Raw genomic sequence first — 20,047 nt, 5'->3', positions numbered from 1 at the left:
CGTATCGGGCTGAACGTGATAAGGGCGATATTACTTTTTTCGAAGGGTGGTTAACGGATGGATATGAATCAGGTTTTTCTGGAAACGGCGGAGAAGCAATTTCTGTATTACAAGCAGCTCGGGGAAAAAGCTATGGCGCAACTGGAGTCCGAGCAGTTGTTTCAATCCTGGAATGAAGACGCGAACAGCATCGCGGTGATTGTAAAACATCTCTGGGGCAATATGCTGTCCCGTTGGACAGATGTACTGACAACAGATGGAGAGAAACCTTGGCGTGAACGGGATGCCGAATTCGTGAATGATATTGCTTCCCGGGAAGAGTTGATCGCCAAATGGGAGGAAGGCTGGACATGCCTACTCGAAGCCATTCGTTCATTTACCCCGGAACAATTGTCTCATATCATATATATTCGCAATGAAGGGCATACCGTCATGGAGGCCATTATTCGGCAATTGGCGCACTATCCATATCATGTCGGACAGATTGTATTTGCCGCAAAAATGCTTAAAGAAACAGCGTGGGACAGTCTCTCGATCCCGAGAAACGGGTCTGCTCAATATAATGGCGGTAAATTTGCCAAGCCAAAGGCACGCAAACATTTTACAGAAGATGAACTTCATATCGAAAAAGGTGAGGAACAACAATGACTGAAATTGCACTGATTCGCCATGGAAGCACAGCGTGGAATAAGGAAAAACGTTCTCAGGGCCAGACGGACAATCCGCTGGATCAGGAGGGAAGGGAACAAGCGGTTTTACTTGCAACGAGACTTGCCGAGGAATCCTGGGATGCCATCTATGCAAGTGACTTGGAACGTGCAAGTGAGACGGCTCGCATCATTGGTGATCGCTTGGGCATTCAGGAGATTCATCTGGACTCCAGACTTCGCGAGATGGGCGGAGGACAGGTCGAAGGAACGACGGAAGAGGAACGGTTAGCTAAGTGGGGAGCGGACTGGAGTACCCTGGATCTGGGACGGGAGCTTGCAGATGCAGGGACTGTTCGAGGCAGTGCAGTGCTTGAAGAGATTGTACAGCGGCATCCTGATGGAAAAGTAATCGTGGTCAGTCACGGAGCAGTCCTGCGGAATACATTACGAGGTCTGGTGCCAGAGCTAGATATTAGCGTGAAGCTGTCCAATACATCCATTACGCGGATTGCCAAGAAAGATGATACATGGCAATGTGATCTGTACAATTGCAGCGTGCATTTGAATTCGTCCAAGGATGCACAATAGATGCATGCTCTGACGTTAAAGCAAAAATTACAGCATATCCAGTCAGCTAATCGGTCCATAGACTATGTGGAACAGCCTTACGAATTGGCGCTGCATATGATGAAACATATTGGCAGTCCTGACCCTGTGCTGCGGGATGAATTGATCTATACCACGTTTGCAACCTGGATTGGAAAGGGTGTATTTACGGAAGGCGAGCTGATCCATCTGTTGCAGTTGGCTCTGGATGATGAGCACCTCTTCCATGGCATCGGAGAGCAGGGAACGGACAGTGTGTTTACACGGACGTTCTCCATATTGTTACTGCCTCCAATCCTGAATCTGGATCGTAAGAAACCTTTCCTGAACAAGGTGGATATCGCAGGGATTCATCATCGGTTGATTACATATCTGGCATGTGAAAAAGATCTTCGCGGCTATGCCGATGATAAGGGCTGGGCGCATGCCCCCGCACATGCGGCGGATGCGGTTGAAGACCTGGCTCAGTCACCATATCTGGAGCGAATGGAACTGCTGGAACTTCTGCATACAATCAGTCGGAAAATAACCGAATCAAGTGAAGTTTACATCCATGATGAAGATCAGCGAATAGCGCATGCTGTAGTGACCATTCTTCGTCGCAATCTACTGGAGCAAAAAGATATTACGTTGTGGATCGATTCCCTTCATCAAGAAGCTAAGGCAGTAAACAGATCATTTCTGGATACCAGTCATAGGGACCTGAATATGCGTCTGTTTTTGCAGACACTGTATCTTGCGATACGTACAGAAGAAGACGAGCCGTTTCCGGCGGTTCGTTCACTAGTATTGCTGACATTGGAGAGAGAGAAATAACGATACGCTAAACGTGTGGACAAAGGGGAGATCGCGCATGAGCGAATTACCGTATGCATGGACAGAGGAGAGCTTGTTTCCGCTGGGTGAGACAGCCGTTATCATCCAATGCGGGGATCACTTGTCTGTCGCGGTACAGCGCAGAGTGGCGTCTGTATGTGCTTTGCTGGAAAAAAGAACTCTGCCTGCCATGATCGAATGGGTGCCTTCATACACATCCGTTACACTATTTTATGATCCGTTCATCTCCCCGTACCCCGAGTTATGCCGCGCTCTGCTTCAACAGTTGAACCAAATGAAGGAATCCGTACAAGACAAGGCCAGAACGGTCACGATTCCCGTATGTTACGGTGGCGAATGTGGGCCTGATCTGGACTATGTTGCAAGTGAGCATGGGCTGACCTCAGAGGACGTTATTGCAATTCATACATCCGGGGATTATCTCGTCCATATGATTGGATTTGCCCCAGGTTTTCCGTATCTCGGTGGGTTATCTGAACGGATTGCTACGCCCAGACGGGCAACGCCAAGGCTTCGGGTAGAGGCCGGTACAGTAGGGATTGGGGGCAAACAGACGGGAATCTATCCGGTAGATACACCCGGAGGATGGCAATGTATTGGACGAACGCCCCTCCGGTTGTTTCAGCCGGATGAGAAGGTACCAAGTTTGCTGGCAGCAGGTGATCGGGTTCGATTTGAACAGATTACGAAGCAGGACTATCTGGCGTTGAAGCGGATGGAGGATGAACGATGAGTGTCGAAGTGATTCGTCCTGGGCTGTTATCTACCATTCAGGATGAAGGCAGAACCGGCTATCGCAGGTATGGTATTCATCCTGGCGGAGTCATGGACACCTTTGCAGCCAGAGCCGCCAATATGCTTGTGGGCAACCCCCGCAATGCGGCCGTGCTGGAGATGACGATGACGGGGCCGGAGCTTCGATTTCAGGAGAGCCAGCTAGTCTCATTATGTGGGGGAGATCTGACAGCAACGGTGGATCATCTGCCTGTACCTTTGTGGCGTCCTGTGCTGGTGCGGGCTGGAAGTGTAATGAAATTTGGCCCGTGTCGTCATGGCTTGCGTTGTTATCTGGCGTTAGCGGGTGGAATAGCTGCACCGGAAGTGATGGGCAGTCGAAGTACAGATCTTAAGACAGGTATTGGCGGTGTGGAAGGAAGAGCCCTGCGTGCGGCAGACCTGTTATCTACAGGTGAACCTTCTGGTGAAGCACAAGGTTGGATGAAGCGTATGGAGCAGCAGGTAGAAGAAAGTGAGCAGGGCCGCCGAATATTGGCGCCTGCGTGGTTCTTATCTGAACGTGAAAGACCTGACTATTATGGTAGAGCTGTTATTCGTGTGATGGAGAGCAAGGACAGCTCGCTGTTCAGCGAGGCAAGTCTGGGACATTTCTATGCCGAAAAATACGTAATCTCTCCGCAATCCGATCGGATGGGCTATCGCCTGCAAGGCTCTAGACTGGAGTTGAATCAGCCGCTGGATCGGCTGTCGGAAGCCGTTACCTATGGCACGGTGCAGGTGCCACCAGATGGTCAGCCGATCATCTTGATGGCAGACCATCAGACCATTGGAGGTTATCCTGTCATAGCACAGGTAGCTCAGGTGGATATGCCAATCCTGGCTCAGGCTAGGCCGGGAACTCGAATTTCTTTTACACAGATTACGCATGATCAAGCCCGGCAGTTGTACATGGAACAGGAGATCAATATGCAGCTCATGGATAAGCTGATACGCAGAAGAATGGCAGGAATGGAGGGCGCTCAATGAATACCTCAAAAACCTTGGATATCAATTGTGATCTGGGCGAAAGTTTTGGTATATATCGCACGTTATCGGACGAAGCCATTCTGCCCTTAATTACGTCAGCCAATATAGCCTGCGGGTTTCATGCAGGGGACCCGGCTACGATGCGGATCACGGTGGAGAAGGCATTGGAGCATCAGGTGGCAATTGGCGCTCACCCCGGATTGCCGGATCTGCAAGGGTTTGGCAGAAGACGTATGGACATTACGCCACGGGAAGCATATGACATGGTAGTGTATCAGATCGGTGCGCTGGATGCCTTTGTCCGTGCAAGTGGGGGGCGAATGCATCACGTGAAACCGCACGGCGCCTTATACAATATGGCTGCGGAAGATACGAAGCTTGCTGAAGCCATCGTGGAGGCGATCTATCAAGTACAACCCGAGCTGTATTTGTATGGTCTGGCGGGCAGTGAACTTATTCAAGCTGCGGATCGCATCGGCATGCACAGTGTGAGTGAGGTGTTTGCGGATCGAACCTATGGGGCGGATGGTAAGCTAACCCCTCGAAGCCAAGCGGGGGCTGTCATTGAAGAGTGGGGACAAGCGATTGCTCAAGTGCTCCAGATGGTGAAAGACGGCGTGGTTGTATCCACGGATGGTACACGGGTTCCCATCAAGGCAGAGACGGTCTGTATCCACGGTGACGGAGCGAACGCGTTGACATTTGCGCAAGAGATTCGTCGTGTGCTGGAATCGGAAGGCATTGAGTTATCCGCGCATAATTTTGGAATGACAAGGAGTGAAAGAACAGAATGAAACCCATACGCAACTCGGCGAAGGCGGTTATTGTGCAGGATGGACGATTGCTGGTCATCCGGCTGGAAGACCAATATGGTACCGCTTATGTGTTCCCGGGTGGAGGACAGGAGAAAGGTGAAGAACTCAAGGATGCGGTCGCGCGTGAATGTCTGGAGGAGATTGGTCAGGCTGTGAACGTGGGAGAGTTGTTGCATATTAGAGAGTATATCGGAAAAAATCATGAATTCGCAGAGTGGGATGCAGATATCCACCAGGTTGAATTTTATTTTGCGTGCAGCCTGATCAATCCGGAGGCAACTAATTTTGAAGGCTCCAATCCTGACGACCATCAAGTCGCCGTGGAATGGATTGCTCTGGAAGAGCTATCTCAGGTTCGTTTATATCCAAAAACCATTGGTGAGTTACTGCTTCAATCAGGCTCATCTTCTATTTATCTTGGAGATTTGAATTAAATCAGATATGAAGAAAATGACGCGCTAATCCCTGTATGTAAACATTTCCATAAAGGACTTTTCCAATTTTGTCACGTTTGCAAACAGGTTCATGGGATTCACCATAGGTGAGGTGGGTACACTATAAGTACAGGCTTATTAAACCTAACGTAAGTTGACTGTACTTATACACAACAATGGAGTGGATAAAACCTAAAGAAACGAAACCTGCAAAGTTAAGTACAGGTTTCTGTTTGAACTTTAACTTACCCACTCCTCAAATTGGGAGAACAGTAGACGTAGTGGAGGGGACGGAATCGATTCTGAGGAAGAGAAGCGTTCGCATGTATCTTGAATTTTTATTCATATATCCTTTGGAATTAAGCATTCACACGATAACGGAGAGGACAGAAGAAACCTGAAAAAGCGAAGTGGTCGCCTAAAAGCTTTCTGAAAGAAAGCTACATCGGAAGCATACGCTATCACCGGATTTTCCCTTTAGAAAAAGGAAATCAAAAAAATCTGGGGATAACAGCGATTGGAAGGTTGTTCTGACATCGTAGTGCCCGTGTGAATCGGTTTTAATCCAATGTATATGAGGAAGAGATCAGGATCATGGTGAGATAACAGCGATCCAAAGAACGATCCGTACCCGGAACGGCCTTCTACATGGTTCTCTAAATATCCCCCCCAAAACCGAAAGGAGCACTTCCCATGAACCAGACTGAATTGGAACAAAACATTGTAAAAGCATTGGAAAACAACCCTTTTTGCAGCTTCTCGACTGTAGAGAATGGTAAACCGAAATCCCGCTATATGGCGCTTTTCAACGATGGACTGAACATTCATCTGGCAACGAACCGCCGTACACACAAAGTAGAGGAACTGGAGAATAATCCGAATGTTAGCCTGCTGCTTGGTTATGAGGCTGGTGGTTCCAAGGAAGTCGTTGAGATTGAAGGAACCTGTGAAGTGACCAAGAACGAAGGTTTGCGTGAGCAAGTATGGAATGACGAACTGAAGGCGTGGTTCGATGGACCTAATGATCCGAACTATGTCATTCTGGACATCACTCCGACTCGTATTGAATATACAGGGAAAGATCATGAACATCATGTGTGGGAACAATAATCCAACGATGAAAATAACCTCTGCAAAATAGCGTCCTTATGCGGAATGCGCGCAGAATTCACTCCAACCGTGAAAGCCTTTAAGGTTTCACGGTTTTTGATATGAGTGAATAATGATGAATGGATATACATGTAAGAAACATGTAATATACGTATTTTAAAGCTAATGAGCACTAAATAACTACTAAAATGTTGAAAAAAATGTCGAAATCACGCATGATAATGTAAACCGGCCTAGATATGTGCGGGTAATGTAAAAAATAATGCTTTTCAATGGCTGAACATTGCGTTATGATTTGGAATGTAAACGACAAGCACAGACATAAATAGATGTTCATGTGAGATAAACTTACCTGAAGTTCCGATGCATGTCATCAGAGCGTCAGTTCGCACAACCCATGAAATCTATCTTTTTTCTGCGCTCTTCGTTTGCCCAATAATGCATGATTCAATGTACATAACCGGGAGGGGTTATTTTGAAAACGAGTAAAAAAGTATTATCAAGCCTGACTGCCGCTTTGGTTGCATTAAACGTGCTTGCGGTGTTTCCGGTACCTGTATCGGCTGCGGATGCTGCCAAAGTTAAACTGCGGATCATGGAGACAACAGACATTCATGACAATCTGATTAACTACGACTATTATTCCGACAAAGAGACAGACCAGTATGGCCTTGCCAAAACAGCTACACTGATCAAGAAAGCGCGTGATGAAGCCAAGAACAGCTTGCTGTTCGACAATGGTGATCTGATTCAGGGTAACCCGCTGGGAGACTATGTGGCGAAGATTGATCCACTGAAAAAGGGTGAAACTCACCCTGTATATAAAGCGATGAATCTGCTCGATTATGATGCAGGTAACATCGGTAACCATGAGTTCAACTATGGTCTGGACTTCCTGGACATGACGCTGGAGGGAGCGAACTTCCCTTACATTAATGCCAATGTCTATGTAGACGATGGTGATGATGATGAGACGAATGACAAGAATTACTTCACACCGTATGAGATTTTGGATAAAAAAGTAACGGACGAGACTGGCAAGGAACATACGATCAAAGTGGGTGTGATCGGATTTGTGCCGCCACAAGTCATGCAGTGGGACAGCGCTAACCTTGAAGGCAAAGTCATCGCCAAGGATATTATTGCTACCGCTAAAAAATTCATTCCAAAAATGAAGGCCGAAGGTGCGGACATTATTGTAGCCATTCCTCACTCCGGATTTGAGGATATCCCTCAAACGGACCTGATGGAGAACTCCGTACTGTACCTGAGTCAGGTAGAAGGCATTAATGCCATTCTGTTTGGACATGCTCACAAAGTATTCCCAAGTGCTGATTTTGCCGGCAAAAAAGGGGTAGACCTTGAGAAAGGCACAATCAATGGCGTTCCTGCTGTTGAGCCAGGTTTCTGGGGTGATCATCTGGGTATTATCGATCTGGATCTGGAGCTGGTAGATGGCAAATGGAAAGTGGTGGATTCCAAAACGGAAGCACGCCCGATCTATGACACTGAGAACAAAAAGCCACTGGTAGATGCGGATAAAGACATCATTGATGCGGTTCATGAAGAGCATGAAGGCACATTGGAATATGTTCGTGGTCCAGTAGGCGAAACGACAGCACCTATTAACAGCTTCTTCGCTCTGGTTCAGGATGATCCATCCATTCAGATCGTAACGAATGCACAGAAATGGTATGTCGAAAAACATATGCAAGGTACGGAATATGAGAAAATTCCTGTATTGTCTGCAGGTGCTCCATTCAAGGCCGGTGGACGTTCAGGCGCTTCATATTACACGAATATTCCTAAAGGCACCATTGCGATCAAAAACGTTGCTGACCTGTACGTGTATCCAAATACGGTACATGCTGTAATGGTTAACGGCGCAGAACTGAAAGAATGGCTGGAATGGTCTGCAGGCCAGTTCAACCAGATCGACCCGGCTAAAGGTGGACAACAGCAACTGATCAATAATGACTTCCCAACGTACAACTTCGATGTTATCGATGGGGTAACGTATCAGATTGATGTGACCCAACCAGCCAAATACGATGGCAAAGCTGCGATCATTAATGCATCTGCAAGCCGGATTAAGGACCTGAGCTTCAACGGCAAACCGGTTGACCCAGCGCAAAAATTCATTGTAGCGACAAATAACTACCGTGCTTCTTCATCCAAACTGGCTAACCCGGACGGCAAACGGATCGTTCTGGCTGCACCGGATGAGAACCGTCAAGTGATCATCGACTACATCCGTGAAAATAAAACGATTAATCCGGCAGCGGACGGTAACTGGTCCCTGGCACCAATCAAACCATCTGCGGGTGTAACTGCAGCGGCGTTGAATGATCTTGAAGTTGTGTTTGCTTCTTCCCCGGATGCGAAAGGTCTGGTTGAAGCGAATCCGGCGATGTCGTTCATCGGTACGAACAAAGAAGGTTTTGCAGAGTATGGCTTGAAACTGACAGGTGAAGCACCGACAACACCTGAAACAGGTACGGAGCCAGCACCGACGCCTAAACCAACTCCAACACCAACGCCTAAGCCACAACCTGAGAAACCGGCAACGAGCAACAAGGTTGTATACGTGGTGAAAAAAGGGGATAACCTGTACCGCATCGGTTTGAAATATGGTGTGGACTGGCGCAAGCTGGCAACAGCTAACAAAATATCAAATGTGCATAACCTGAAAGTTGGACAGAAAATCGTGATTCCCGCTTCATAACGTTTAATAAGCGGAGAGGAGGAGACCGACAGTCATCAGACTGTCGGTCTTTTTTCTGCAATTTTTGAATATATTTGTTTCAACAACCGTCATATACGAAGTCATCAAAACAGTAGAGATTAATTTTAAGACCCATGATATAATATTTACAAACTTTGGGTATATACCAGTAATCATTAATGGACATGGAATCATAAATTGGCAAGGGGGTCCTACATGAATTGCAGTGGCTGCAGTCCAATCTATCCTATAGAGGGCCAAGGTACCTTGTACCTGCGTCCCATTTCCCCCGCTTTGCTGGAAGCGCTGCAAACGCCGGGAAGACTTATCGAGACGTCGGATGATATGATGTGGATGCATTTTTCGAATCTTGAGGCGGTTCAGAGCTTAATAGAAAAGATCGGCGAAATGGATTCGACATTACGTGATTCCCTAACCGTTCAGATTATGCCTTTATACGAACAGGCGAATGAAGAAAGCTGGATTAGTCTAAGCATGCAAGAGTCCCGTTTCAGGCATGCGGAGCTTGTTTCCATTATTCTGGAGCATGAATTCAGCAGTCATATGCAGCCCATCGTTGATGCATCGGAGCAGATTATCGGATACGAGTTTTTGCTTCGTCCTGCTGAGAATGGCAAATCCTTCAGTTCCTATGAATTATTTGAAGTTGCACGCGAGACTGGACTACATTCTTTTCTGGATCGAATGGCGCGAATTACTGCCATTGAGACCAGTGCTGTTTTTTTGCCGCATGGCGTGAAACGCTTCGTAAATTTCCTGCCTTCCTCCATATATAATCCCGAATATTGTCTGACACATACGTTTGAAGCGATTGAACGTCTTTCGCTGGACCCTAAAGATTTTGTGTTTGAAGTCGTGGAAACAGAGCAGATCCAACATATGCCCATCTTGCAGCAGATATTTGAGGTGTATCGCTCCCGTGGAATGTCGGTTGCACTGGATGATGTGGGTGCTGGATATTCAACAATAGAGTTGATGAATCGGTTAGAACCGGATTTTGTCAAAATAGATCGAAGTCTTATTGATCGTTGTGATCAGGATTCGACCAAACAACAGCAAATTCTTCATATTGTTGAGATGTCGAGTCGATTTGGAGGTCAAGTCCTTGCCGAGGGGATCGAACGGATGGAAGAGTTTGAATTCTGTCGCTCCATAGGTATTGAACTTGCACAGGGCTACTATTTTGGTAAACCCTCGGCACAACCTCCAGGCGAGCCGTACTCTAATACTTCATCTAATACATGGAATAATTAGTAACCCGTACCTTGTACAAGTCACTTCTGATCAGAGGTGGCTTGTTTGGCGTGCCTGCACATTTTTCTCTCAAATAAATCCCCTCATTTAGCCGATATATAAGATAAGCCTTTTAGATTCATTCATACATACAAAGAAAGAGGGCATTTTTACATTTAGAGGGGGATAAAGACATGAGTGAAACTCAGGATAACAAAACAATGAAAGCAGCGAAACCTGCCAAACCAAAACATACTCAAAATAAAAAGAAGAAGAAAAAGAAAGGTTTCTTCTGGAATATAAGGAACAAACTATTGGTCTCCTTCCTGGCCGTTCTGCTCCTGCCAAGCTTGGCGATCGGCCTGATCACACTAACGATGGCTGAAGATGGCGTACAGGGACAATTAGTGGATAGTGCCAAGCAAAGTGTGAGTACGGCCAATACCATTGTAGAAAGCCAAGTGAACTACAAGATCCATGACATTAACTATTTTGCGGATGCCCTTGATCCGAGCCTGGTCAAAGGGGAGAACGATAGTCCAGAGCTTCAGTTGAAGCTGGAGCAATATCTGGGCTTGCATCCCGATGCCATGAACATTTTTGTGGGAACAACGGAAGGAGTCATGGTTCGGGGTAAAGCAACAGCGAGCAGCACACGAGGAGATGCATATGATCCTAGGGAGCGGGAGTGGTACAAACTAGCGATGGAAAAGCCGGGTACAGCCGTTGTATCCGCTGTTTCTGTTAATACCGATGGCGTTGCCGTTGTATTTATCTCCAAAACATTAAAGGACCAATCCGGTGTTGTCGGTTTGTCTCTGGATCTAACAGACTTGCAAGAGCAAGCATCCATTAAGGTGGGTAAAGAAGGCTACGTCATTATTTTGGATGCAAACAAAAATTATGTCGTATCGCCTGTAGCAGATGCAGGTACACAGGAAGCTAGTGGTTTGCTTGATGAAATGTATGAGGGTAAAGAAGGTCAATTCGATTATGTATTCAATGAGCAACCGAAAATGATGATCTTTGCTACCAATGAAGCAACGGGCTGGAAAATTGCCGGCACGATGTTCAAAAACGAAATAACCAATGCGAGCAAGGACATTCGCATGATTACATTTATAGTGATCCTGGCGGCCACGTTCCTTACGCTCATCTTCATTATCTGGTTTACACGCTCCATGCTGCGTCCAATCAAACGACTTCAGGAATCGGCCAGAGCGGTGAGCAAAGGTGACTTGACCGTGAAAATGGAAACAGGGCGTAAAGATGAAGTAGGGGAACTGGCGAAGTATTTTGAACGTATGGTCGATAACCTGCGGATGATGATTCTTGGTGTACAGGAAACGACAGAGCAAGTATCTGCTTCTTCTCAAGAGTTGTCTGCCAGTGCAGAACAAACCACCAAAGCGATTGAACATTCAACACAGGCCATTCAGGAACTGGCCGAAGGTGCTGAGCAGCAGGTAAACAGTGTGAAAGACGGGTCGGGACAGATGAGCAGAATGGCAGAAGATGTCCGGATGATGTCAGAGCGTGTGCAATCAATTACGGCGAATATGCGGAATACATCCGGAGCGGCTTCTTCTGGTAATGAGGCAGCAGGACAAGCTGTGGAGCAGATGAACAGTATCCAGGAAACGGTGGAGCAGCTGGGAAGTGTGGTTCAATCTCTGAATGCCCGTTCCGTTGAGATTGGTAGCATGGTGGATGTCATTGCATCCATCTCCAAACAAACGAACTTGCTTGCATTGAATGCGTCTATTGAAGCGGCAAGAGCAGGGGATGCGGGTCGTGGATTTGCAGTTGTAGCCGGTGAGGTACGTAAACTGGCAGAAGAATCCGGAAGCTCGGCAGCGCAGATCGGTGAGGTCGTTCATAATATCCGTCAGGACATGGATGCCGCTCTAATCGCCATGAATGCGGCGCAGACTCGTGTGGGAGAAGGGATTCAGGCCGTGAATACGTCTGGACAATCCTTTGCTCAGATTCGGGAGGCGGTGGAAGAGGCGGTTCATACATTGGATGACTTGTCTGAAACAACGAAACAACTGGAGAGTGGGGCATCCCACGTTGCCAAGGCGATGAGCGATATCTCGAATGTGACCCAGGAATCGGCTGCGAATACAGAATCCGTATCTGCATCTTCGCAAGAACAACTGGCATCGGTAGAAGAGATTGCATCCTCGTCGGCACATCTGAACAGTATGGCGGAACAACTGCAGGGATTGCTTGGCATGTTTAAGATGGTAGAGGATACGCCCAAAGAAAAAGGCAAAGAATAAATCCCAACACTTTGAACCATAATTTACCATGACTTTTATAATAAAAGAAAATAAAGATAGACAATGTTCCTGTAGCCCTGTATAAATATATCGTCTGGTTATTCCGAGCATATAGCGGTGTAATCTAACAACATAAGATTGAATTAACGAAATAATATATGAATACAGGGTACAGCAGGAGGCTTTATGGTATACGTAGCAATACTGATTTTTGTAGTGACAATCACTTTGGTGATCTGGCAACCTCGTGGGTTGGGAATTGGTTGGACTGCATCGGGTGGGGCATTGGTTGCCTTGCTGTGTGGAGTCGTCAGCTTGAACGATGCCTCGGATGTAGCGTCCATTGTATGGAATGCAACGTTGGCCTTTGTCGGTATTATTATGATTTCTCTCATTCTTGACGAGACGGGTTTCTTCGAATGGGCCGCTCTTCACATGGCTAGACTCGCTGGAGGGAACGGTCGCAGATTGTTCTTCTACTCCATTTTACTCGGTGCCGCAGTGTCGGCCCTGTTCGCCAATGATGGTGCAGCGCTTATCCTGACACCAATTGTGCTGGCGATGGTGCGTGCATTAAAGTTTGATGAGCGGATGGTACTGGCTTTTGTAATGGCGAGTGGATTTATCGCAGATACCACATCGTTACCGCTGGTCGTCAGCAATTTGGTTAACATTGTGTCTGCCGATTTCTTCGGCATTACCTTTGTGGAGTATGCGGTACGCATGGCCGTGCCGAATCTGATCTCGATCGTAGCGAGTACGGGGATGTTATTTTTGTTCTATCGAAAAAGCATCCCCCTTCGCTATGACATCTCTGCGGCTCGCGACCCGAAAGAGGCAATACGTGATCCACGGATGTTTCGCATTGCCTGGTTCATGCTAGGGCTGCTATTGGTGGCTTACGCATCCAGTGAGTTCCTGCCGATTCCCGTGTCGGTGATTGTGGGCTCGGTTGCACTGCTGTTCGCTTTACTGGCACGCAAGAGCGAGGCAGTTGATCTGAAACGGGTCATCAAGGAAGCACCGTGGTCGATTGTGGTGTTCTCCGTGGGTATGTACATCGTCGTATATGGACTGCGTAATGCTGGATTAACGGCTCATCTGAGCCGCTGGCTGGATGCCATAGCAGAGCATGGCCTGCTGGCCGCTTCGCTCGGAATGGGCATTATAGCGGCCGTATTGTCATCGCTGATGAATAACCTGCCTACCGTATTGATTAACCTGCTAGCCATCCAGGGTGCGCACACCGAAGGGATCATCCAAGAGGCATTCATCTATGCCAATGTCATTGGTTCCGATCTGGGTCCCAAAATGACGCCGATTGGTTCACTTGCCACATTGCTATGGCTGCATGTGTTGTCCCGTAAAGGTGTGAAGATCACATGGGGGTATTATTTCAAAGCAGGCATCATCCTGACCATCCCAACCTTGTTCATTACCCTAGCTGGGCTGGCATTGTGGTTATGGATTCTGGGTTAGAAAAAGTATTTTTACATTAAGTATCCATAAGATAATTCTGTTGTAATGTAAAAAGCTGCTCTTACAGCCGGTGCTACGCACTGGCTGTGGGGCAGTTTTTTGTTTCCTACTTTTGTACCTTCTTATAGAAGAAACAGATTTTATTGCTCTATCAAAGAATCAACAAAGAAATTTACGTAAGGCCAGCCCTTGTAGGGCTGGCCTTCTTTGCCTACCTCCCAGGCTAATCTTTGAAATGCCTGAGATCCAACGAGCGCTGACACAGCGAAGGGAACGGAACGATTGTGGAAAAGCGAAGCGTTCGCCTTTATCTCCGGATGTATTCCTTAGAAAAAGTAAATCATATAAATCCGGGATAACAGCGATTGAAACAACGTCCGTTACCGAAGCGCCCACTTCAGCGCAATTTGTCTCAGATGATTTTCAATATACAGCCGATATTTTTAACATTGCGTTTACAAAACACTGATTTTAAGATGACATACCGAAACTACAATGAGTAAAGAGTTGATGGTGAACAAACAAATTCACAAAACGCCATCACTACATTGGGGGAGGAAAACAAAACATGTTTAAAAAGTTGCCGTTTATTTTGATGACCTTAACGTTCGTACTGGTGCTCGCTGCATGCGGATCGAAAAATGACGCGGGTACAGAGGGTGCTGCAAGCAATGGTTCAGGGGAAGCTACTGCTGAGCTTAGCGGTAACATTCTGGCAGTCGGATCGACAGCATTGTTACCTCTGGTAGAACAAGCTGGACAGAAATTTATGGCAGTTGATGAATATAAGAACGTAACGGTTCAAGTTCAAGGTGGCGGTAGTGGTACTGGTTTGACACAAGTATCTGACGGACAAGCTACAATCGGTAACTCTGACGTATTTGCAGAAGAGAAGCTGGAGGACGAAGCCAAAGTCAAAGAACTGGTTGACCATCAAGTAGCCGTAGTAGCTATGGCTCCAGTTAGCAACAAAGATGCAGGTGTAGAAGATTTGACGAAGCAGCAACTGGTCGACATTTTCTCCGGTAAAGTGACGAACTGGAAAGACGTTGGTGGCGCGGATAAAGCAATTGTTATTGTAAACCGTCCAAGTAGTTCCGGTACGCGTGCAACGTTCGAGAAGTATGCATTGGGTGCAAAAATGGATGATATCCAAGGTTCGATTCAAGAAGATTCCTCTGGTAACGTCAAAAAATTGGTAGCTGAAACACCAGGTGCTATTGGTTACCTTGCCCTGTCTTACTTGGATGACAGCTTGCAAGTGTTGAAATACGAAGGTGTAGAAGCAACAGTTGAGAACGTGGAAGCAGGAACTTATCCAGTGTGGGCTTACGAGCACATGTACACCAAAGGTGAGCCGGATGCAGCAACAAAAGCGTTCCTGGACTATATCCTGAGTGACGAAATTCAACAAAATGACGTGACTGAACTTGGATACATTCCAATGTCAGGCATGAAAGTAAAACGCGATGCAGCAGGTAATGTGGTTGAGTAATCTTTGAACTTGCGCATACAGCGAAAGAGGCGGACTTAGGTCCCGCCTCTTTACGCGGTTTGCTCTGAAATAATCCCATATTTTGCATTAATTCTACTATAGAAGGATGGTTGTTATGGAACAGACCGAAGGGGGAACGGTAATGAATAACAAGTTGAAACCGCGCCGGCCCTTAAAAGAAAAACATTATTGGGAAGAGTGGACGGGACGGATCTATACGTCGATTTGTGTCGTTTTCCTGATCGTTGTCATGTTTTCCATTGTTTATTTTGTAGCGTCCAAGGGACTGTCCACATTTTTCACAAATGGAATAAGCATAAGTGAATTCCTTGGTGGAAAGACGTGGAATCCAACTGGAGAACCTGCGTTCTACGGGGCATTGCCGTTCATTACAGGTTCTTTCATTACAACCTTGCTTGCAGCATTGATCGCTAGTCCACTTGGCCTGTGTGCAGCACTCTTCATGACAGAGATTGTGCCGGGTAAAGGGAAAAAGATATTGCAACCTGCGATTGAGCTCTTGTCCGGAATTCCGTCCGTTGTGTATGGATTTATCGGTCTGAGTGTCATCGTACCTTTGCTGCGCAGTATCTTTGGTGGAACAGGCGTCGGGATTGCAGCCGGATGTCTTGTTCTCGCGGTAATGATTCTTCCTACGGTAACAAGTATTATGGCAGATGCGTTGTCCGCGTTGCCTAAAGGATTGCGTGAATCCTCGTACGCACTGGGTGCCACTCGCTGGCAAACCATCTACCGTGTCATCATTCCAACGACTTTGCCAGCTTTGTTGACAGGTGTCGTATTGGGTATGGCCCGTGCTTTTGGTGAGGCCCTTGCTGTGCAGATGGTTATCGGTAATGCACCGCATGTTCCAACATCCTTGCTCGAATCGGCTTCAACATTAACAAGTGTAATTACACTCAGCATGGGTAACACCACGATGGGTTCTGTTCATAACAATGCACTGTGGAGTATGGCGCTTGTCCTGCTGGTGATGACATTTGTCTTCGTCATTCTGGTTCGCCTGCTTGAAAGGAGGAACCGGGTATGAAAATGAAGGCAAAGACGGTAGATAAAATTGCAACATCCGTTATCGTTGTATTGGCCCTGTTCATTGTTATTATATTGCTCGGTCTGCTTGGTTTCATCATGTATAGAGGCATTGGACATATTAGCTGGAACTTCCTGACGAGCGCACCCCAGTTGCTTAAAGGTGGCGGGGGGATTGGTCCACAGCTCTTTAACTCCGTATTCCTGTTGATTCTGACGTTGATTGTGACCATTCCACTCGGATGGGGTGGCGGGATATACATGGCGGAATACGCCAAGCCAGGCAAGATCACCAGCTTCATTCGTCTGGTCGTTGAAGTGTTGTCATCATTCCCTTCCATCGTTATCGGTTTGTTTGGTCTCTTGTTGCTAGTCAATCAATTTGGTCTTGGTTTCTCCCTGATCTCGGGTGCCTTGGCTCTGGCGATCTTTAACTTGCCGCTGATGGTGCGGACAACGGAGCAGGCCTTCCGGGCCGTTCCGAAGGAACAGAAGGAAGCAGGTCTGGCTCTTGGACTGTCCAAGTGGAAGATTATCACTTCCATTTTGCTGCCTGTGGCATTGCCGAGCTTGATTACGGGTACGATTCTGGCATCGGGCCGGATCTTTGGTGAGGCGGCAGCATTGATGTTCACTGCAGGTATGAGTAGTCCGCCATTGGACTTTACAGATTGGAATCCGACGAGTCCGAGATCACCGCTTAATCCGTTCCGTCCGGCAGAGACACTTGCTGTCCATATCTGGAAAGTGAACAGTGAAGGTATTGGGCCAGATTCCAAAGAAGTGGCAGCAGGGGCATCCGCCGTGCTTGTCATTCTCGTGCTGGCGTTCAATCTAAGTGCGCGCTGGATCGGTCGGGTTGTATTCCGCCGCATGACAGCTTCGAAATAAGGAGGAACCAACATGGCCATACCTTTTGGTACGGAACAGTTAAGCATATATTATGGACATTTTCAGGCGGTCAAGCAGATCAGTCTGACGTTCCCTGAAGCAAGCGTAACGGCGCTTATTGGGCCGTCGGGTTGCGGTAAATCTACGTTCCTTCGGTCGCTCAATCGGATGAACGACGAGATTGCCGGTTCCCGCACAGAGGGACATATCTGGATGGATGGTAACGATCTGAATGAGCCTGGAACCGATGTAATCAAGCTTCGCCAGAAGATTGGCATGGTGTGGCAGAAGCCGAACCCTTTTCATAAGTCCATCTACAACAATATCGCGTTTGGCCCCCGCTACCGTGGTACGAAGAGTAAGAAGGCACTGGATGAGATTGTGGAAAAAAGCTTGCGCCGTGCTGCGCTCTGGGACGAAGTGAAAGACAGGCTGAATGAATCAGCCCTGTCTCTCTCAGGTGGACAACAGCAGCGGTTATGTATCGCCCGCGCCCTGTCTGTTGATCCGCAGATTCTGCTGCTCGATGAGCCTGCATCTGCACTAGACCCGGTATCCACGGGTAAAGTTGAAGAATTGATTACCGAGCTCAAGAAGGAGCTGCGGATTGTTATTGTTACCCATAACATGCAGCAGGCAGCACGTATTTCGGATTATACAGCTTACTTTTATCTGGGCAGCATGATTGAACACGGGGATACAGAGCATATTTTCACGAACCCGGACAATCGTCTGACGCAAGAATACATTATGGGTCGTTTTGGTTAATTGGATCATGGAGTGGAGTGTCACATAGAGCAACAGACAGAGAAATGAAGAAATAAATAGAGACAGAAGCACAATGCCTGGACGTTTGTTCGGGGGTTGTGCTTTTTTATTTTATAATTACAGTGGGATTTTCTGTATGCAGGATCAACATTATGCTACGATATTTAGTACTAAGAGAGCGTTTACATAAATTTAAAGGAGATGTTGATAATCACTACGGATCAGAGGTCTTACGACCATGTGGCAACACAGGTCATACAGAATTACGCGATTGAAAAACCTGTCGTTTCCTATATTCGTCACAATGAGAATCTGACGTATCATGTCGTTGATGAAGCAAGCGGGCAGAAGTATCTGCTCCGTATCCATCAAGCTGCATATGCAAGTATGTCAGGCATTCAGCACACGCCTTCTGCATTGGAGGCAGAGATGAACCTGCTTCATGAGTTAAATGCAACAACAGCATTACGCGTCCAACATCCGGTACGCAATGTATCGGGAGATTGGGTCACGTTATGGACAAGTGAAGAAGGTAAAGAAATCTGCTGTACAGTACTGGAGTGGATAGAGGGCAGGGACATCCAACAGGGAGAACGCCTGACAACAGAGCAGATATATGATCTTGGTGCGCAGCTGCAGATGCTTCATCAATATGGACGTGTGCAGAATCAGACAGATCGAACTAAGGTACGCCCGGCATATGGCACTGTCCATGAGAATTTGGTCATGCTAGGGCAGCTGGAAGAGGGAGTCCGATTGGGAATTTTTACAACGGAAGACTTCGATCTGCTTCGGGAGACGTTTGAGAACATTAACGAGCAGTTAGGAGCGTACCCTCTCGATGAAAAGACCTGGGGCGTTATTCATGGAGATATTACTCGCAATAATCTGCTGATAACGGATCAGGGGATGTCCATGATTGATTTTTGTCTACACGGTTATGGTTATTATCTTTTCGATGCCGGAGGGGCAGCGCTTATATTCAATCGGGAGGAACGTGACATATTCTTATCTGGATACACAAAACAGATCGCACCACTGACGGATCGAGATATCCGTTTAATGGAAGGGTTCATGCTGATCTTTACACTTGGTTATTATGCTTTTCAGATGGCGAACGAGTCTAGGCACGAATGGATGAAAGACCGCATGCCGAAGTTATGCAGCAAGTATTGCAGACCTTATGTACAGAACGAGAGTATCTTCTACGAACTGTGAATTATAATTCAGATGTGCAGATCCGGAAGGGCTATGAACAGGTAGTTCAAAAATTATGGTTGCCTGAATACCCGAACAGTTTAGTGGATAATATCATAAATAGTAGTAAGCGCTTTATGAATTGAAGGGAAATGAAATAATCTGTTTAAAAAGTTCCTTTTACCGAATTAATGTGATGAAAGCTGACAAAATATTCTGGTTTTCATCGATTCAATCGAAAATGAAGGAAATACATCCAAAGAAATCGTTAAGTTTGTTGACACTGATCTTCCGGTCGATTAATCTTAATGAAGAAGAATGAACGATTTCCATTACTGTTCTGACATACACTCAGAATGGTTCCATACAGCGGATGATAACGAGCGGGAGAGACCTGAGTTAGCCGAGCAATGGCTAGTGTTCAGGCACCGAAGGAGCAAGCTGCTGCGCACCCGGCCCAGTGGTTAATCTCTCAGGTAAATGTACCATCGTTGGACGCAACTCTGGAGAGTGCGCGAACTGCGCCACCCAAGGGGTATATGATCAGTCAGTCTGGTGACTTGTCTGCAATTGCAGGGCATGCACCTTGTCGTGAGACACTGCTGATCGTGAAACTCTCAGGTATCGAGGACAGAGAGAGGGCCTGTGGCCTTCTTCTGTCCTTTTTTGATGTCATCATTCAGTAAT

The 20,047-nt window shown here is 46.9% G+C and carries 18 protein-coding genes and 1 riboswitch; all 18 genes read left to right on the top strand.

Going from position 1 to position 20,047, the window contains the following annotated elements:
* Positions 1 to 57: 57 nt before the first annotated feature.
* The 18 genes from MKY73_RS27290 (at position 58) to MKY73_RS27205 (ending at position 20,046) form a co-directional block, all read left to right on the top strand.
* Positions 58 to 648, top strand: coding sequence for a DUF1572 family protein (locus MKY73_RS27290; RefSeq protein ID WP_339304519.1), 591 nt, complete (start codon positions 58 to 60; stop codon positions 646 to 648).
* Positions 645 to 1,238: a histidine phosphatase family protein gene (locus MKY73_RS27285; RefSeq protein WP_339304517.1), complete on the top strand. Its 594-nt coding sequence runs from the start codon at positions 645 to 647 to the stop codon at positions 1,236 to 1,238. Before MKY73_RS27290 ends, MKY73_RS27285 begins: the two co-directional genes overlap by 4 nt.
* Positions 1,239 to 2,072: a DUF2785 domain-containing protein gene (locus MKY73_RS27280; protein ID WP_339304515.1), complete on the top strand. Its 834-nt coding sequence runs from the start codon at positions 1,239 to 1,241 to the stop codon at positions 2,070 to 2,072.
* Positions 2,073 to 2,109: 37 nt separating this feature from the next.
* Positions 2,110 to 2,826 (top strand): 5-oxoprolinase subunit PxpB, encoded by a 717-nt coding sequence (gene pxpB, locus MKY73_RS27275; RefSeq protein ID WP_339304512.1) that lies wholly within the window; start codon positions 2,110 to 2,112, stop codon positions 2,824 to 2,826.
* A complete protein-coding gene (locus MKY73_RS27270; RefSeq protein ID WP_339304510.1) occupies positions 2,823 to 3,857 on the top strand; it encodes a biotin-dependent carboxyltransferase family protein in 1,035 nt (344 codons plus the stop codon). The genes pxpB and MKY73_RS27270 overlap by 4 nt, the downstream gene beginning before the upstream one ends.
* Positions 3,854 to 4,651 (top strand): 5-oxoprolinase subunit PxpA, encoded by a 798-nt coding sequence (locus MKY73_RS27265; protein ID WP_339304508.1) that lies wholly within the window; start codon positions 3,854 to 3,856, stop codon positions 4,649 to 4,651. The genes MKY73_RS27270 and MKY73_RS27265 overlap by 4 nt, the downstream gene beginning before the upstream one ends.
* Positions 4,648 to 5,106, top strand: a complete 459-nt coding sequence (locus tag MKY73_RS27260) for an NUDIX domain-containing protein (RefSeq protein WP_339304506.1) — start codon at positions 4,648 to 4,650, stop codon at positions 5,104 to 5,106. The genes MKY73_RS27265 and MKY73_RS27260 overlap by 4 nt, the downstream gene beginning before the upstream one ends.
* Positions 5,107 to 5,799: 693 nt before the next feature.
* Positions 5,800 to 6,216, top strand: coding sequence for a pyridoxamine 5'-phosphate oxidase family protein (locus MKY73_RS27255; RefSeq protein ID WP_074093246.1), 417 nt, complete (start codon positions 5,800 to 5,802; stop codon positions 6,214 to 6,216).
* A gap of 475 nt (positions 6,217 to 6,691) precedes the next feature.
* Positions 6,692 to 8,941 (top strand): bifunctional 2',3'-cyclic-nucleotide 2'-phosphodiesterase/3'-nucleotidase, encoded by a 2,250-nt coding sequence (locus tag MKY73_RS27250; protein ID WP_339304504.1) that lies wholly within the window; start codon positions 6,692 to 6,694, stop codon positions 8,939 to 8,941.
* Positions 8,942 to 9,157: 216 nt separating this feature from the next.
* Positions 9,158 to 10,216 (top strand): EAL domain-containing protein, encoded by a 1,059-nt coding sequence (locus MKY73_RS27245; protein ID WP_339304502.1) that lies wholly within the window; start codon positions 9,158 to 9,160, stop codon positions 10,214 to 10,216.
* A 173-nt stretch (positions 10,217 to 10,389) separates the two neighbouring features.
* Positions 10,390 to 12,480, top strand: coding sequence for a methyl-accepting chemotaxis protein (locus tag MKY73_RS27240; protein ID WP_339304499.1), 2,091 nt, complete (start codon positions 10,390 to 10,392; stop codon positions 12,478 to 12,480).
* A gap of 186 nt (positions 12,481 to 12,666) precedes the next feature.
* Positions 12,667 to 13,959: an arsenic transporter gene (locus MKY73_RS27235; protein ID WP_339304497.1), complete on the top strand. Its 1,293-nt coding sequence runs from the start codon at positions 12,667 to 12,669 to the stop codon at positions 13,957 to 13,959.
* 568 nt (positions 13,960 to 14,527) lie between these two features.
* On the top strand, positions 14,528 to 15,454 hold the full coding sequence (locus MKY73_RS27230; RefSeq protein ID WP_339304495.1) for a phosphate ABC transporter substrate-binding protein PstS family protein: 927 nt from the start codon (positions 14,528 to 14,530) through the stop codon (positions 15,452 to 15,454).
* A 142-nt stretch (positions 15,455 to 15,596) separates the two neighbouring features.
* Positions 15,597 to 16,505, top strand: coding sequence for a phosphate ABC transporter permease subunit PstC (pstC, locus tag MKY73_RS27225; protein WP_339304493.1), 909 nt, complete (start codon positions 15,597 to 15,599; stop codon positions 16,503 to 16,505).
* Positions 16,506 to 16,507: 2 nt separating this feature from the next.
* Positions 16,508 to 17,395 (top strand): phosphate ABC transporter permease PstA, encoded by an 888-nt coding sequence (pstA, locus tag MKY73_RS27220; protein ID WP_339242887.1) that lies wholly within the window; start codon positions 16,508 to 16,510, stop codon positions 17,393 to 17,395.
* 12 nt (positions 17,396 to 17,407) lie between these two features.
* Positions 17,408 to 18,163 carry a phosphate ABC transporter ATP-binding protein PstB gene (gene pstB, locus MKY73_RS27215; protein ID WP_253429470.1) on the top strand — a complete coding sequence of 252 codons (756 nt, stop codon included), beginning with the start codon at positions 17,408 to 17,410 and terminating at the stop codon, positions 18,161 to 18,163.
* Positions 18,164 to 18,403: 240 nt separating this feature from the next.
* The gene (locus tag MKY73_RS27210) at positions 18,404 to 19,381 is read left to right on the top strand and encodes a phosphotransferase (protein ID WP_339304491.1); all 978 of its coding nucleotides are present in this window, start codon (positions 18,404 to 18,406) and stop codon (positions 19,379 to 19,381) included.
* Positions 19,382 to 19,734: 353 nt separating this feature from the next.
* Positions 19,735 to 19,857, top strand: a riboswitch (glycine riboswitch).
* Between the two features lie 42 nt (positions 19,858 to 19,899).
* Positions 19,900 to 20,046, top strand: coding sequence for a hypothetical protein (locus MKY73_RS27205; protein ID WP_339239268.1), 147 nt, complete (start codon positions 19,900 to 19,902; stop codon positions 20,044 to 20,046).
* The last annotated feature ends 1 nt before the right edge of the window (position 20,047 follow it).

Origin of the sequence: Paenibacillus sp. FSL R5-0519 (assembly GCF_037974275.1) — a bacterium.
In the GTDB taxonomy this organism is placed as follows: Bacteria; Bacillota; Bacilli; order Paenibacillales; family Paenibacillaceae; genus Paenibacillus.
Note: the sequence above shows the minus strand (reverse complement) of the source record. Positions and strands in the feature narration are given on the sequence as shown.

Coding starts and splice junctions, on each gene's coding strand:
- MKY73_RS27280 (WP_339304515.1), top strand. CDS start 1,239: ATGCATGCTCTGACGTTAAAGCAAAAATTACAGCATATCCAGTCAGCT.
- MKY73_RS27255 (WP_074093246.1), top strand. CDS start 5,800: ATGAACCAGACTGAATTGGAACAAAACATTGTAAAAGCATTGGAAAAC.
- MKY73_RS27230 (WP_339304495.1), top strand. CDS start 14,528: ATGTTTAAAAAGTTGCCGTTTATTTTGATGACCTTAACGTTCGTACTG.
- MKY73_RS27265 (WP_339304508.1), top strand. CDS start 3,854: ATGAATACCTCAAAAACCTTGGATATCAATTGTGATCTGGGCGAAAGT.
- MKY73_RS27285 (WP_339304517.1), top strand. CDS start 645: ATGACTGAAATTGCACTGATTCGCCATGGAAGCACAGCGTGGAATAAG.
- MKY73_RS27235 (WP_339304497.1), top strand. CDS start 12,667: ATGGTATACGTAGCAATACTGATTTTTGTAGTGACAATCACTTTGGTG.
- pstA (WP_339242887.1), top strand. CDS start 16,508: ATGAAGGCAAAGACGGTAGATAAAATTGCAACATCCGTTATCGTTGTA.
- pxpB (WP_339304512.1), top strand. CDS start 2,110: ATGAGCGAATTACCGTATGCATGGACAGAGGAGAGCTTGTTTCCGCTG.
- MKY73_RS27205 (WP_339239268.1), top strand. CDS start 19,900: ATGATCAGTCAGTCTGGTGACTTGTCTGCAATTGCAGGGCATGCACCT.
- MKY73_RS27260 (WP_339304506.1), top strand. CDS start 4,648: ATGAAACCCATACGCAACTCGGCGAAGGCGGTTATTGTGCAGGATGGA.
- pstC (WP_339304493.1), top strand. CDS start 15,597: ATGAATAACAAGTTGAAACCGCGCCGGCCCTTAAAAGAAAAACATTAT.
- MKY73_RS27290 (WP_339304519.1), top strand. CDS start 58: ATGGATATGAATCAGGTTTTTCTGGAAACGGCGGAGAAGCAATTTCTG.
- pstB (WP_253429470.1), top strand. CDS start 17,408: ATGGCCATACCTTTTGGTACGGAACAGTTAAGCATATATTATGGACAT.
- MKY73_RS27270 (WP_339304510.1), top strand. CDS start 2,823: ATGAGTGTCGAAGTGATTCGTCCTGGGCTGTTATCTACCATTCAGGAT.
- MKY73_RS27245 (WP_339304502.1), top strand. CDS start 9,158: ATGAATTGCAGTGGCTGCAGTCCAATCTATCCTATAGAGGGCCAAGGT.
- MKY73_RS27240 (WP_339304499.1), top strand. CDS start 10,390: ATGAGTGAAACTCAGGATAACAAAACAATGAAAGCAGCGAAACCTGCC.